This is a genomic window from Actinoplanes sp. NPDC051475, assembly GCF_040689425.1.
GTDB lineage: Bacteria > Actinomycetota > Actinomycetes > Mycobacteriales > Micromonosporaceae > Actinoplanes.
Genome location: NZ_JBFAZZ010000006.1, coordinates 244,640 through 257,772, shown reverse-complemented (window position 1 = coordinate 257,772; position 13,133 = coordinate 244,640). Strand labels below are relative to the sequence as shown.

12 protein-coding genes and 1 pseudogene are annotated in these 13,133 nt (G+C 70.9%); 5 read left to right on the top strand and 8 right to left on the bottom strand.

Going from position 1 to position 13,133, the window contains the following annotated elements:
• Window positions 1-119: 119 nt before the first annotated feature.
• From AB0368_RS15080 to AB0368_RS15070, 3 genes are read left to right on the top strand one after another with little or no spacing between them, the layout of a single operon-like run.
• Window positions 120-1,673, top strand: coding sequence for a Na+/H+ antiporter (locus AB0368_RS15080; RefSeq protein WP_366154431.1), 1,554 nt, complete (start codon window positions 120-122; stop codon window positions 1,671-1,673).
• Window positions 1,670-1,936, top strand: a complete 267-nt coding sequence (locus tag AB0368_RS15075) for a UBP-type zinc finger domain-containing protein (protein ID WP_366154430.1) — start codon at window positions 1,670-1,672, stop codon at window positions 1,934-1,936. The genes AB0368_RS15080 and AB0368_RS15075 overlap by 4 nt, the downstream gene beginning before the upstream one ends.
• Before the next feature lies 1 nt (window position 1,937).
• Complete coding sequence (locus tag AB0368_RS15070; RefSeq protein WP_366154429.1) at window positions 1,938-2,858, top strand: ketopantoate reductase family protein; 921 nt, start codon at window positions 1,938-1,940, stop codon at window positions 2,856-2,858.
• A 45-nt stretch (window positions 2,859-2,903) separates the two neighbouring features.
• On the opposite strand, the gene AB0368_RS15065 is transcribed toward AB0368_RS15070, so the two are convergent.
• Window positions 2,904-3,173, bottom strand: a complete 270-nt coding sequence (locus AB0368_RS15065; RefSeq protein ID WP_366154428.1) for a hypothetical protein — start codon at window positions 3,171-3,173, stop codon at window positions 2,904-2,906.
• A gap of 371 nt (window positions 3,174-3,544) precedes the next feature.
• Here AB0368_RS15065 and AB0368_RS15060 point away from each other — a divergent pair.
• Window positions 3,545-3,670, top strand: a pseudogene (locus tag AB0368_RS15060) (GNAT family N-acetyltransferase); the annotation flags it as partial.
• Here the strand turns inward: AB0368_RS15060 and AB0368_RS15055 are convergent.
• The 4 genes from AB0368_RS15055 to AB0368_RS15040 all read right to left on the bottom strand — a co-directional run bounded on the left by AB0368_RS15055 (window position 3,667) and on the right by AB0368_RS15040 (window position 7,607).
• Window positions 3,667-4,938, bottom strand: coding sequence for a M24 family peptidase (locus AB0368_RS15055; protein WP_366154427.1), 1,272 nt, complete (start codon window positions 4,936-4,938; stop codon window positions 3,667-3,669). The pseudogene AB0368_RS15060 and the gene AB0368_RS15055 sit on opposite strands and share 4 nt — an antisense overlap.
• 22 nt (window positions 4,939-4,960) lie before the next feature.
• The gene (locus AB0368_RS15050; protein WP_366154426.1) at window positions 4,961-5,530 is read right to left on the bottom strand and encodes a TetR/AcrR family transcriptional regulator; all 570 of its coding nucleotides are present in this window, start codon (window positions 5,528-5,530) and stop codon (window positions 4,961-4,963) included.
• A complete protein-coding gene (locus AB0368_RS15045; protein WP_366154425.1) occupies window positions 5,527-6,492 on the bottom strand; it encodes an SDR family NAD(P)-dependent oxidoreductase in 966 nt (321 codons plus the stop codon). The genes AB0368_RS15050 and AB0368_RS15045 overlap by 4 nt, the downstream gene beginning before the upstream one ends.
• Before the next feature lie 314 nt (window positions 6,493-6,806).
• Window positions 6,807-7,607, bottom strand: coding sequence for a hypothetical protein (locus AB0368_RS15040; RefSeq protein ID WP_366154424.1), 801 nt, complete (start codon window positions 7,605-7,607; stop codon window positions 6,807-6,809).
• Window positions 7,608-7,828: 221 nt separating this feature from the next.
• On the opposite strand from AB0368_RS15040, the gene AB0368_RS15035 reads away from it, so the two are divergent.
• Window positions 7,829-8,974 (top strand): ISL3 family transposase, encoded by a 1,146-nt coding sequence (locus tag AB0368_RS15035; protein WP_366154423.1) that lies wholly within the window; start codon window positions 7,829-7,831, stop codon window positions 8,972-8,974.
• A 15-nt stretch (window positions 8,975-8,989) separates the two neighbouring features.
• Here the strand turns inward: AB0368_RS15035 and AB0368_RS15030 are convergent, their stop codons facing one another.
• From AB0368_RS15030 to AB0368_RS15020, 3 genes are read right to left on the bottom strand one after another with little or no spacing between them, the layout of a single operon-like run.
• Window positions 8,990-9,811: a patatin-like phospholipase family protein gene (locus AB0368_RS15030; protein WP_366154422.1), complete on the bottom strand. Its 822-nt coding sequence runs from the start codon at window positions 9,809-9,811 to the stop codon at window positions 8,990-8,992.
• Window positions 9,808-11,034 carry a glycosyltransferase family 4 protein gene (locus AB0368_RS15025; protein WP_366154421.1) on the bottom strand — a complete coding sequence of 409 codons (1,227 nt, stop codon included), beginning with the start codon at window positions 11,032-11,034 and terminating at the stop codon, window positions 9,808-9,810. The genes AB0368_RS15030 and AB0368_RS15025 overlap by 4 nt, the downstream gene beginning before the upstream one ends.
• On the bottom strand, window positions 11,031-12,980 hold the full coding sequence (locus AB0368_RS15020) for an amylo-alpha-1,6-glucosidase (RefSeq protein WP_366154420.1): 1,950 nt from the start codon (window positions 12,978-12,980) through the stop codon (window positions 11,031-11,033). Before AB0368_RS15020 ends, AB0368_RS15025 begins: the two co-directional genes overlap by 4 nt.
• Between the last annotated feature and the right edge of the window lie 153 nt (window positions 12,981-13,133).

Below are 13,133 nucleotides of genomic sequence, written 5' to 3'. Positions count from 1 at the left end.
GGGGTGCGCGGCGTGAGTAGAACGGCTCATTCTTCCTAGGCCCGGCGGCTGCGGACAGCCCTGCGCGCAGTGGGTGGCGCCACAGGCCGCGGCGCGCGGACTTCTCTAAGCTTCCCGCCATGGAACCCATCGTCGACACGGTCGTGATCGTGGCGATCTGCGTGCTCGGCGCGGCCCTGGCCCGGCGGCTCGGCTTCATCGCGCCGCTCGTGCTGCTGGTGGCCGGTCTCGGTCTGTCCTTCGTGCCCGGCATCCCCGAGGTGCACATCGAGCCCGAGCTGGTGCTGATCGGCATCCTGCCGCCGCTGCTCTACGTGGCCGCGCTGCAGACCAACCTCGTCGCCTTCCGCCGGGCGCTGCGGCCCATCCTGCTGCTCGCCGTCGGCCTGGTCATGTTCACCGCGTTCATCGTCGGATTCGTCGTGCACGCCCTGCTGCCCGATGTACCCCTGGCCGCCTGCATCGCTTTCGGCGCGGTCGTCGCGCCGCCCGACGCGGTGTCGGCAACGGCGATCGCCCGCCGCATCGGCCTGCCCCGGCGGGTGGTGGTCATCCTCGAGGGCGAGAGCCTCCTCAACGACGCCACCGCCCTGGTCATGGTGCGGATCGCGGCCGGTGCGCTGGGCGCGGCGGTCAGCTTCTGGACCATCACCGGGCAGATCGCGCTGAAAGCGGGCGTCGGCGTGCTGCTCGGCCTGGCGTTCGCCGTCGGGGCCGCCTGGCTGCACAAGCGGATCCTCGACCCGCTGCTCGACGACGCCGTCTCGCTGCTCACGCCGTTCGTCGTGGTGATCGTCGCCGAGAAGCTGCAGTCCTCCAGCGTGGTCGCGGTCGTGGTGGCCGGTCTCTACCTCGGCCACCGGATCCCGTACCTGCTCTCGCCCACCTCGCGGCTGCAGATGGACGCCGTCTGGCGGCTCATCATCTTCTTGCTCGAGGGCGTCGTGTTCCTGCTGGTCGGCCTGCAGCTGCGGGACCTGGTCAGCCACCTGGAGACCGACGTGGCGACCACCGTCCGGGTCACCGTGCTGGTCTTCCTCACCCTTGTGGCGGTCCGGTTCGTGTGGATGTACCCGGCGACCTACCTGGCCCGGCTCCTGCCCCGGATCCGGGCCCGCGAGGAGCGCCCACCCCCCGCGGTGCCGGCCGTCATCGCGTGGGCGGGTATGCGGGGCGTGGTGACGCTCGCCGCGGCGCTCACCCTGCCGCCCACGGCGAAGACGCGGGACCTGTTCGTATTCGTCGCCTTCGCGGTCATCGTGCTCACCCTGCTGATCCATGGCACCACGCTGCCGATGCTGGCCCGCCGGCTCGGAGTGGGCGAGGACACCAGCGCCGAGGACGCGCTGGCCGAGGCGAGCGTGCAGCATGCGGCGAGCCGGGCGGCCCTGGAGCGGCTGGAGGCGGCGGCGGACGGCGCGCCCCCCTCGGTGGTGGACCGGCTGCGTGCCCTCACCGACAGCCGCTCCAACAACGCCTGGGAACGGCTGGGCAGCCAGGTGCAGGAGACCCCCTCCGCCGCGTACGGCCGGCTGCGGCGCGAGATGATTACCGCCGAGCGGCACGTCTTCAAGATCGCCCGGAACGAGGGGCGCATCTCCGAAGAGGTGCTCAACCGCGCCCAGCGGGAGCTCGACCTCGAAGAGTCCCAGCTGAACCGGAGTGACGATTGACCTGCCAGCACCTCAAGGACGCTGCCGAGCCCACCCCGCTGTCGCCGTACGAGGCGGGCTGCCCGGAATGCGAGCACGACGGCCACCAGGACTGGGTCCACGTCCGGCTCTGCCTGGAGTGCGGGTACGTGGGCTGCTGCGACTCCTCGCCCCGGCGGCACATGTCCCGGCACCACGAGGAGACCGGGCACCCGGTGATGCGCTCGTACGAGCCGGGTGAGACGTGGAAGTGGTGCTACGTCGACGAGCTGCTCGGGGCCTGACGTGCGCACGCTGTTCGTGGGCGCCGGGGCGACCGGCGGCTACTTCGGCGGCCTGCTCGCCGAGGCCGGCCGGGACGTCACGTTCCTGGTCAGGCCCCGGCGCGGCGCCACGCTCGCCGAGCGTGGCCTGCGGATCCTGTCACCCGGCGACGAGCGGGTGATCCCGGTCCGCACGGTCACCGCCGATGCGCTCGACGGGCCGTACGACCTCATCGTCCTCGCCGTGAAGAGCTACGGGCTCGAGCAGGCCGTCGCCGACATCGGGCCCGCTGCCGGCCCAGAGACGGTGATCGTGCCGCTGCTCAACGGCATGCGCCACATCGACACACTGGTGGACACGTTCGGCGCCGAACGGGTCTACGGCGGCGTCTGCATGATCGCCGGCACGCTGACCGAGGAGGGCGACGTCGTCCGGCTGACCGGGCTGCAGCGACTCGCCTACGGCCCGCTGGACGGCGGCGGCGGCGACCGGCTCGCGGCGGTGACCGAGGCGCTGTCCGGGGCCGGGTTCGAGTCGCAGCCGTCGGCGCAGATCGTCCACGAGATGTGGGAGAAGTGGGTCTTCCTGGCAAGCCTCGGCGTCGTGACGACGCTGATGCGGGCCACGGTCGCCGACATCACCGCGGCGCCGGGCGGAGTCACCTTCGCCGGTGCCGTGGCCGAGGAGGCCATCGCCGTCGCGTCGGCCGCCGGTCACCCGCCGCGGGAGTCGGCCCAGGCATTCCTGCGCACGTCGATCACCGCGCGCGACGTCCCTATGACGTCGTCGATGTACCGGGACATGGTCGCCGGAGCCCCGGTCGAGGCCGACGCCATCGTCGGCGACCTGGTCGCGTTCGCGGAGCGGCACGGCGTCGCGGTGCCGCTGATCTCCGCGGCCTGGACCAACCTGTCGATCTACAGCGACAACCGTGCGGCTTGAAGTGTGCCGGCACCGTTGTGTCGCGGCTTTGAATCAACTCGGCGGCTATATGCGTTCGTAGACGAGAAACAAGATCCAGGCGCCCTGGAGGGCCACCAGTGCGGCGGGTCCGAACCAGCGGACCCGGGGGAGCAGGAGCCACCAGGTGACGCTCGGTACGGCGAGGCTCGCTACGACGCCGGCGCAGGCCAGCGCGAACCAGAATTCCCACGGACGATCAGAGAAGATGCCGCCGTCGTACTGCCACGACGCTTCGACGCTGCAGGCAGTGGCGAGGAACTCGCCAACCACCATCAGGATGACCGCGATGATCACCCGCACCACCAGCGGTATACGGGCAAGGCGGCCGCCGGCGGAACCTTCATCCGTCCTAGGCACTTTGTTCGCCTCTTTCGTTGTCGGTCCACCCTGTCAGCGGAATGAACGCGATCAGCGCTCTGCCGGTGCGGGATCAACCTGGCGAAGGTGGCGAAAAGGGGTCGCCGCCGCGATCGTTATTGCAGCACGCGAATCGTGTCGGCGAGATCAGGTCGGCTGATCCGAGAGCCCTTCCGCGACTTCTCGGGTTTCTGTGGGCGCATGTTCACTTCGGCGCTTGATTGGCCTGGCGGCTCGCATCCCGCGGACACACCGCCGGCCGCTCATAGTGAGGCGCATGGATGTCAAGGTGACTTGAGTTCAGGGGCCGTGCGATCGGCACCGAGGCGCTGCGGCAGTTCCTCGAGCGGGATCGGTTCCGTCCGCTCTACGCGGACACCGATGTGAGCAACACGGTGTCGATTCGCCTGCTTCGGCGCTGCGGCTCCGATTAGGAGACATGCGTGGTTCCCGCCGCGTGCAGGAGTTGTGCCGTGTACGGGTTGAGCTCGATCGGCGCGTCCTCGCCGACGACGACCGTGCCGCCGAGGTGGACCAGGTGACGCCCGAACGCGTAGTTCGGCTCGAACGCGAAGCTCATTCCCGGCACCAGTTCCAGGTCGGGCAGGAAGGTGGGGTGGTCGGGCACGCGCGGGTAGCCCTCGGTGCCGGGGATGCGGCTGAACAATCCACGTCCCTTGCCCACGGACAGGCCGGGGTTGAGCGAGTGGACCGCGATCAGGAACGGCCAGCCGTCGGCGGCATCGATCGGCTCGTGCATCGCGTCGACGAGGTCGCCGAAGGCCCGGCCCGGGCGCAGCGCTGCAAGGCCCGCGTCGTAGGCCGCCCGGGCGACCTGCGCAGCCCGGTGGAAGTCCTCGTGGATATCGCCGACGGCGATGGTGACCTGGTTCTGGGTGTGGCGTCCGCCGAAGTTGGCGAACACCTCGGCGTAGATGACGTCGCCGTCGGCGAGAACGCGGGGAGCTTGGGGGCGGTGGCCCCAGGCCGGCGGTCCCGCCGCGACCACGTCGGGTCCCGACCACAGGTGCATGGCCGCGGGCAGCGTTCCGTGGCCGTAGCCTTCGGCCATGCCCGCCGCGTACACCTGGCTTTCCGGCACGCCGGGAGCGGCCGTCGCCACCATGGCCTCGACCATGGCGTCACCGATTCTCGCCGACTGCCGCAGCGCGGCGAGTTCTTCCTGACCGAGCTGCAGGACGAGCCGGCCGAAGGCGAGGTCCACGGAACGGAACTCGGCCCGGGGCAGGCGGGTCAGGACGGTGTTCCAGAGCCTGTAGGGGATGATGCCCTCGGGGTGCCACGGCATGTGAGCTCCCAGGCCGACGACGCCGATGACCGCCTCGTCCAGCCCGGACTCGTGCAGCGCCTCGATGATCGTGCCGGAGCTGCGGGCGCCGCGCAGGTTCTCCGGGGCAATCCACATGGCTTCGCCCCGGCGGGAGGACTCCAGGTGGTCCATGATGTACATAGGGCCCGGCAGCAGTGAGATCGGTTCGCCGGTGCGGGGCAAGACGACCGTCGCGCCGGCCCGGCCGTTGGTGAACCAGGTGTCGTAGGCGACCGGGGCGGGGCCCGCATCTTCGTGCTCGCCGAAGACTAGCAGCGCGTCGAGGCCCTCGCGGGTCATGAAGGTCCTCGCCAGGTCCCACCGACGGTCGCGCTCGGCTATCGAGAAAACTGGTATCTCTGGGTCGGTCATGTGCTGAGGTGCTCCTTAAGCTCTATCGACTGTTCGACAGCAGACGGACCAGGATCTGCAGGCCCGTGCCGACCTCTGCCCAGCCAGTCTTGGACCGCAGCCGGCCGCTGGCATCGGCGTCGATCAGGCCGTGTGCGGTCGCGAAGATAAGAATGGCGAGGTTGTCGCTGGAGGCGGCGGGGAGAGCGCCGGCCGCCTGGCTGTCCTCGACGATGGCGGCGAAGACGCCGAGCGCCTCGTCCGCGGCGGTTGTCAGTGGGCCGCCTCGCACGGCGATGGCGGGACTGTTGAAGAGCAGCCGGTAGCGCGCGGGATGGTCCTGGCTGAAGCGGATCACGGTGTCGAGCGCGCCGAGCAGGCGCTGGTTCGGCTCCTTCTCCGACGTCCGGATTCGCTGCCAAGCCTCGGCAAGGGCCCGGAAGTCCGTGGTCGCGACGGCCGCCAGCAGGTCGTCGCGGCTGGCGAAGTGCTTGTAGGGGGCGTTGTGGGAGACGCCCGTCGCGGCGCCGACCCCGCGGAGGGTGACGGCGGCTTCCCCACCCTCGTCGAGCAGTTCGGCCGCGGCCGCGACAAGTCGCTCGGCGGTGTTCATCGCAGCAGCACCGGCTCTTCGTCGGCGGTTAGGCCGACGAGGTGCTTGGTGTCGTCCCACAGCTTTGCCGCGCGTTGCTCGTCGTAGGAAAGGCGCGCCGATCGCACCGCCGACAGGGTCCCGTCGTTCGCTTGGAGGTATTTGCCGGAGACGTCGGCGTAGTCCGGGTCGGCGACCAGCGCCGCCAGGGAGGCACCCGAGAATTGGGCATCGGAGGTGACGGCGCCTATGCGCTTCGTGACCCACTTCATGGCGGCGCTGGCGGAAAGCCACTGGACCGGCTTGGGCATGCCGCGCAGAAATCCGGTGTCGGGGACGGACCCCGGATCGAAGGCGATCGAGGATATGGAGCTGCCGGCCGTGCGGAGCCGGCGGTCCAGCTCGTAGGCGTACATCACCGTGCACAGCTTCGAGGTCGAGTAGCGCTTTCCCGCTGGCAGCGCCTTCGCGCCGCCCTTGCCGGTGGTGGCCAGCGCGACGGCGTCCGGCTCGACGACGGCGCCGACCAGTCGCCCGTCCAGGGAATCCGGATCGTGGGTACTGCTGGCGGTATACACCACCCGGCCGTTCTCGGACAGGTACGGCAGCAGAAGCTCCACGAGTAGGAAGTGCCCGAGGCAGTTCGTCGCGAAAGTCGTCTCGTACCCCTCGGGGCTGAAGGAGACGGCGCCGTCGAAGCGGCCTCCCGCGTTGCAGGCGATCGCGTCGAGCGAGGTGACCTCGCCGGAGCCGAGCAGCTGGCGCAGCTGCACAGCGGCCACCCGGACCGACGCGAGGGAAGACACATCGAGCGCCAGCGTGGTCACGCGTAGCCCGTGCGCCGCACGCAGTTCATCGGCGACCTCGCCCATCCGATCCGGACTGCGGCCCGCCAGAACGAGGTCGATCTTCTTGGCAGCGAGCACGCGGACCGCAGCAAGGCCGATGCCGGAATGGCCACCGGTGATCAGAACCGTGGACATCTTCACGTCCTTTCAGGTTGACAATGTCAACCTAGGCCACCAGGTTGACATTGTCAACCACTGGCCCGCCGGGTGGGGCCGTTGCGGGCCGGAGGATCCCTGAGTATTCCCACGAACAAGCGTGCGACTGCTCAGGTTTGTGTGGGCGTCGGGCGGCTCGCTGGGGTCCGAGACTGAGGGCGAGAACAGTGATCCGAACGGGACTCGCTGGTTAGACGGTAGGCCAAAGCCCCTTGATCTATCACGTCCTGCTCGTTGCGCAGCGTCGGTTCCCACCGCGCTGGCGGCTGGTCGCCGACGTCGGACCACGCCGGTCAACGGTGGTGGACCGATGGTGGTCTCTGTTCTGAGCTCAGTTGCAATGCCGTCAACTCCTCGGCAGTGCCGATGCCGGCACGGCGGTCGGGATTGTCGACGTAGCAGCGGATCGTGTCGGCCAGGAACGCAGTATCGATGTGCAGCCGACGCGCGTCCAGCCGGCGTCGACGCGGCGGCCTCCCTGCCGGTAGGGGCGTTTGCTGATACAGGACGAGAACCGCAGGGTTGTCCTTGCTGGGTCGCGGTGGGCCTCCGGGGGCCAGTTCGTCCCACCGCAGCCGGGTTCGGCGCCAGAGGCCGCGTAGCGTCATCCCGTCGGAGTCCAGGCTCAGGACCGGCGCACTGGGCGCCGCGAGCAGGATCAAACACAGCAGGGTGATGATGATGATAGCGGCGGCGGTGACGATGAGGATCGAGGTCGTCACGTCAAGCCGGGCGATGCGCATGTGGTCTTGGTTGGGCACCCGCTCGGTGGGAACGGTCCCCCCGGCTAGCCATCCGGCCACGATCGCCCACGGCCCTGGGCCGTACGGCGAGACTGGCGCTGTGAAACGCCGCTTGCCGGCATCGAGGTGCCACGTCTTGGGGCGTCTGCGGGCTGATTGGGTGAGCAGCCAGTACCCGCCGACGGGCACGGCTGCACTGCCGACGACAAGGCCGAGAAAAACAAGCAGGCCCAAGAGGGCCGAAGGGGTGTTCCAGGTGAACGGTTCCAGCCAGAGCCTTTCGCCGAGGCGCAGCACGAAGGCCAGCACCACGAACGGTGCGGCGAACAGCACGGCGACCCGGGTAGACATCGGGGCAGCCTAGAGAACACGAAAGCGCCGGAGATCACCCTTCTCGGCCGATCATGAGTGCCGCCCGGCCAAGATCCGGCAACCCATGCGGACCACCCTCGGGTTAGGTCAGGCCTGCCACGCTCGTTGATCAACTTATGCGGCTAACCACGGCATTCAACCGAATCCTTCGGCTGTCCGGTGCGACGGTGCAGTCGGCCACTTTTACCGACCGAGGACTCGTGATCGGGCTTCGCCGACGCCGGCGGCGTTTGATCTGCCCGTGCGGGGCGTCGACCACGGCCCGCTACGACACGTCGCGGCGCCGATGGCGGCATCTGGACTTCGGTGCCTGCCAGGTCTGGCTCGAGGCCGACATCCACCGCGTCGACTGCCGATACTGCGGGCGAGTCCGCACCGAGCAGGTCCCGTGGGCACGGCCAAATGCGCGGCACACCGCCGACTTCGAGAACGTCGCCGCATGGCTGGCGCAGCGCATGGACAAGGCAAGCATCGCCCGGCTGCTGCGCTGCTCATGGGAAGCGGTCGACGCGATCGTCACCCGAGTCGTGGCCGACCACATCGACGACGCCCGACTCGACCAGCTCTACCGCATCGGCGTGGACGAAATCTCCTACAAGCGCGGCCACAAGTTCCTGACCATCGTCGCCGACCACGACACCGGAAACGTCGTCTGGGTCGGCAAGGAACGCTCCAAGGCCGCCTTCGAGGACTTCTTCGCCGCCCTCGGCCCCGAACGATCAGCCGCGGTCGAGGCGATCAGCCTCGACGGCAGCAGCGTCTACCTACCGGTCACCCGAGAGCAGATCCCGCAAGCACGGATCTGCCTCGACCCGTTCCACGTCATCAAATGGACCAACGAAGTCGTCGACTCGGTCTACCGAGCCGAAGCACCCACCATGACGTCTGGCCCCGGCATGCCCGAACGGCGAGACTGGCGCCGCGCCCGCTTCGCCGTCCGCGCCGGCCGGGAGAACCTCGACGACCAGCACCACCAGATCCTGAACCTGCTACGGCGGCACCGCTACCGGCTCTGGCGTACCTGGGAACTCAAGGAACGACTACGCGACCTCTACCGCACTACCGATCCCGCCGACGCACGCGCCTACCTCAAGCGCTGGTGCACCGCCGCGAAACGCAGCCGGATCCCCGCCTTCCGCAACCTCGTCCGCCGGATCGAGAAACACGCCGACGCCATCGTCGCCGCCGTCGAACTCGGCCTGTCCAACTCCCGCCTCGAAGGCATCAACGCCAAAATCCGACTCATCCAACGACGCGGTTACGGCTACCGCAACCTCGACGCCCTCACCGCAGCCATCTACCTCTGCCTCGGCGGAGTCACCCTCGATCTACCCACAGAAACCTGAGTAGTCGCGCCCTTCCTAGCCCCAGGTCTCGGCCACGGCGGCCGCGACGCTCTCCGCCTGGGCGGTGCCCGCCGCGAGGGCCGCGCCCCGGCGGCCAGGATCGAGGATGTTGCCGCCGATTGCGGCCCGTGCGGCGTCGTCCGGCGCGATCAGCAGGCTTCGGGACACTCCCAGAGCCGCCACCTCCGAAGCCGGGGACGCCCGGAACATGCCTCCTGTGGGTGCCACCACCACGACTGTGTCTGCCCCTGCGGCCAGGTCGGCGTTGGTCACCGAGCGCACCCCGCCGTCCATGAACCAGCCGTCGCCCGCCCGTACCGGTGGGAAGACGCCCGGCAGCGCGCAGCTGGCCGCGACCGCGGCGGGCAGCGGGATCCCGGCGTCCGCGTCCCAAGCGGCCAGGTCGCCGGTTGCGGTGTCGACCGCCGTGACGATCAGGCGTGGCGTGCGCGGCCACTCGTGCACCGGCAGCTGGCCGGCGAAGCGGGCCACGTGCGGGCCGTCCTCGCCCACCGGGGCCTGGCGGGCCAGCGCGCCCAGCCGGGACCGGACCTCTCGCGGCTCCATCGAGCGGTCGCTGAGCACCGCGAAGCCCTGGGCGAGCAGGGTGGGGTCGATGCGCGGGGACAGCTCGATCTCGATCCCGGCCGTTGTCTCGACGGCCTCGTCGAGCTCCACGCCGGTGGCGAGCAGCGCGCCGACGTACGCGCCCGCTGAGGTGCCGATGATCAGGTCCGCCTTGCCGAGGTCGGTGCCGGCCCGGCGCAGGCCGGTGAGCAGGCCCAGTTCCCAGGCGATGCCGGTGATGCCGCCCCCGCCGAGGACCAGCGCCCTCATGCGGTGAGCAGCCGGTCGTCCGCCAGCACCCGTTCGGCCTCCCGGGTCATCCGGCCGCTGGCCTGCGCCGCCTCGTACACGGCGTGGGTGCGGGCCGCGATCTCCGGCCAGGCGAAGTCCTCGCGCACCCGGCGCCGGCCGCGGCGGGCCAGGCCGCGGGCGAACTCGCGGTCGGTGAGCACCGAGCCCACCGAAGAAGCCAGCGCTTCCGGATCTTGCGGCGGGAACGTCACGCCGGTGACCCCGTTCTCGATGATCTCCGCGAGGCCGCCGGTCGACGACACGGCCACCGGGGTGCCGGCCGCCGCGGCCTCCAGGGCCACCATGCCGAACGGCTCGTAGATGCTCGGCACCACGTAGCAGTCGGACGCACCCATTAGCGCGGTCAGGTGGTGCCCGGTCAGGAAGCCGGCGAAGCTCACGGCGGGGGAGGCCATGGCCTCCAGCTCCGACCGGTACGGGCCGTCGCCGGCGATCACCACCCGCAGCCCGGGGCTGGTCTCGAGCAGCCGGGGGACCGCAGCGATCAGGTGCTGGACGCCCTTCTCGTAGACGAGCCGGCCGGCGAAGGACACCAGCGGGGCGTCACCGGCGAAGCGGCGGCGGGCGGCTGCGATCGCGCGTGGGCGGGCGTACCAGCGCAGGACGTCGACGCCGTTGTGCACCACGTCGGTCTTCGCCACCTGTACGCCGAACTGCCGCACCACCTCGTCGCGCATGTACTCCGAGCAGACGATGACGCGGGCGGCCTCGGCGGCAAGCCAGCGCTCGACGTCGTCGATCGTGCGGTTGTGCGGGTGCGGAAGGTAGCCCTGGTGCCGGCCGGCCTCGGTGGCGTGGATCGTGGCCACCAGCGGCACGTCGAGGTGCTCGCGCAGGGTCACGGCGGCGTGCGCGACGAGCCAGTCATGGGCGTGCACGACGTCGTAATTCGCCGTGCGGGCGGCGCGCAGAGCCGCCCGGGTCAGCGTGTGGTTGAACGCCGTGGCCCAGCCGGCCATGTTGCCGTTCTCGACCGGGAAGGCGGGCGGGTCGTCGGGTGCCCGTACGACGTGCACGCCCTCGGCGTACTCCTCGCGCAGCGCCCCGGGGATGTGCCGGGTGACGACGGTGACCTCGTGGCCGGCCGCCACCAGCGATGTGGCCAGCGCGTGCACGTGCCGGCCCAGGCCGCCGACCAGCAGCGGCGGGTATTCCCAGCTCAGCATCAGGATCCGGCTCATGAGGCGTACCCCCGTACCCGCAGTGTCTCGGCGACCGACCGGGCCGAGAACGGACTTCCCGTGGCCCGGTGCGGCGCGTCGCCGTCGGCCGTCTCGCTCAACGATCCCACCCCCGCCTCTCGCATGTGCGCCTCCAGTCCGGTCAGCAGCCCTTCGGTGGGCAGTCCCGTGGCGGCGCAGGCATCCGCGTACGGGCCGATCAGCCAGGGCCACACCGTGCCCTGGTGGTAGGCGATGTCCCGCTCGTCCCGGCCGCCGCGGTGGGTGCCCTGGTAGCCGTACTCGCTGGTCGCCAGCGTGCGCAGGCCCAGCGGGGTGAGCAGCGCGCCGCCGACGGCGCGCACCGCGGCGCGGTCGAGATCGCGCCCGTCCGGACCGGCCAGCGGGGCGTGCGGCAACGACCAGGCGAAGAGCTGGTTGGGGCGCAGCGACGGATCGTCGTCGAAGGCGCCGGCACCCAGCGGGTACGTGGAGGCGGGCCCGTCGATGACGTCGTAGAGCCAGCCCTCCGGGGCGCGGAACCGGGCGGCGAAGGACTCCCGCGCCCGGGCGTGCCGGGCTCGCAGGTCCGCGCCGTCCTTGCCGGCCTCGTCCAGCAGGTCGGCCATCGCGGCCAGGGCGTTGACCCAGAGCGCGTTGATCTCGACCGGCTTGCCGATGCGTGGGGTGACCGGCCCGTCCTCGGTGTACGCGTTCATCCAGCTGCCCGCGTCGGCGTCCAGCCGGACGAGCTCGTCGGCGGGGTCGACGGCGAGCGTCCCGCGGCCGCCGAGGTGCCCGCGCAAGAGCCGGCTGAGCGAGCCGACCAGTTCGGCCGCCAGGTCGCTGTCCCCGGTCCGCCGGACGTGCCGGTCGACGGCGTGCACCAGCCACAGCGGGGCGTCGAGCGAGCCGTGCGGGCCCCACGGCCCGGTCTCGTCCCGTACGGCGCGGGTGGCCGCCCTGGTCCGGGCCAGCAGGAGCTCGCGGCCCTCCTCGGCGCGGCCGGTCTCGAGGAACAGACCCTCGTACGCCGTCATGGTGTCGCCGAGGTAGCTGCCGAACCACGGGTAGCCCGCGACGACGTCGGGACCGTCCGTCCCGGCGACCACGAAATGATCCGCGGCCAGCACCAGGCCCGCCGCGGATCCGTCGGCCTTGGCCGAGGTCACGAGCGCATGGGCGCGTTCGCGGGCGGCCGCGACGACGGTGGCGGCGGCCGGCGGGCGATCGCCCAGGGCACCGGCCCATGCGGAGATCTCCATCGTGTCGCCGGCGTCGAGGCGGTCGACGAAGGTGCCGGCGAGCCAGAGGTCCTCGGTGGCGGGCAGCCCCCGCGCGGCCTCCTCGCGCTGGTACGCCCCCAGGTGCCAGCCGCCCCCGGGTTGCCACCCCGGCCCGGAGAGCCGGTAGGCGTCCTCGACGACCACCCCGTCGGCGAGGTGCTCGGCACGCGGCTCGCCGGCGCCGGCACGCCGCTGTCCGTGCGCGTCGCGCCAGGTGCACATGGCCGCGACGGCGAGGCCGACGGGACCGGGTGCCGCGAGCACCCGGTGCACGACGCCGAGGGCGCTGCGGCCGTGCATCATCGCCAGCTCCCGCTCGACGACGATGTCGCCGACCCGCCAGCGCCACCGTGGCAGGCCGTCGGCCAGCGTGAACGTCTCGAGGTAGCGGTGCCCCTCGGGCGACACGGCGCCGGACTCCCACTGGTGGGTGTACAGCGGGACGTGTGCGCCGGAGGGCAGCGTGAGGGTGAGGTCGAGGGCGGCCAGCGCGACGTGCCGGACCGCGGTGCCGGGGTCGGCCACGGCGAGCAGGGCGTGGTAGCGGCGTGTGCGCAGGCCGGAGGCGGTGCCGGTGGCGTAGCCGCCGAGGCCGTCGGTCACGAGCCATTCGAGGGTGGCGCCGCCGTCGGGAGAGAGCGAGCCGCAGGTCTGAGGACCGGCGATGAACGGCAGGGTCATGGCGTGGACGACTCAGTCAGCGGCACGCTGCCCTCTATGCTCGATTTCTCCTGCCTCAAACCACCCTGTCCGGTGACCGGCCGCACAACCGAGGGCGAAGTATCCGCATGTAACCGGACAGTCGCGCAGACGTGGCCTGCCGCGTCGGTGAGA

Bases quoted from the DNA above. Each gene is read 5' to 3' on its own strand.
- AB0368_RS15055 (WP_366154427.1), bottom strand. From the start codon at position 4,938: ATGACCGACCCAGAGATACCAGTTTTCTCGATAGCCGAGCGCGACCGT.
- AB0368_RS15020 (WP_366154420.1), bottom strand. From the start codon at position 12,980: ATGACCCTGCCGTTCATCGCCGGTCCTCAGACCTGCGGCTCGCTCTCT.
- AB0368_RS15040 (WP_366154424.1), bottom strand. From the start codon at position 7,607: ATGTCTACCCGGGTCGCCGTGCTGTTCGCCGCACCGTTCGTGGTGCTG.
- AB0368_RS15030 (WP_366154422.1), bottom strand. From the start codon at position 9,811: ATGAGGGCGCTGGTCCTCGGCGGGGGCGGCATCACCGGCATCGCCTGG.
- AB0368_RS15050 (WP_366154426.1), bottom strand. From the start codon at position 5,530: ATGAACACCGCCGAGCGACTTGTCGCGGCCGCGGCCGAACTGCTCGAC.
- AB0368_RS15045 (WP_366154425.1), bottom strand. From the start codon at position 6,492: ATGTCCACGGTTCTGATCACCGGTGGCCATTCCGGCATCGGCCTTGCT.
- AB0368_RS15025 (WP_366154421.1), bottom strand. From the start codon at position 11,034: ATGAGCCGGATCCTGATGCTGAGCTGGGAATACCCGCCGCTGCTGGTC.
- AB0368_RS15080 (WP_366154431.1), top strand. From the start codon at position 120: ATGGAACCCATCGTCGACACGGTCGTGATCGTGGCGATCTGCGTGCTC.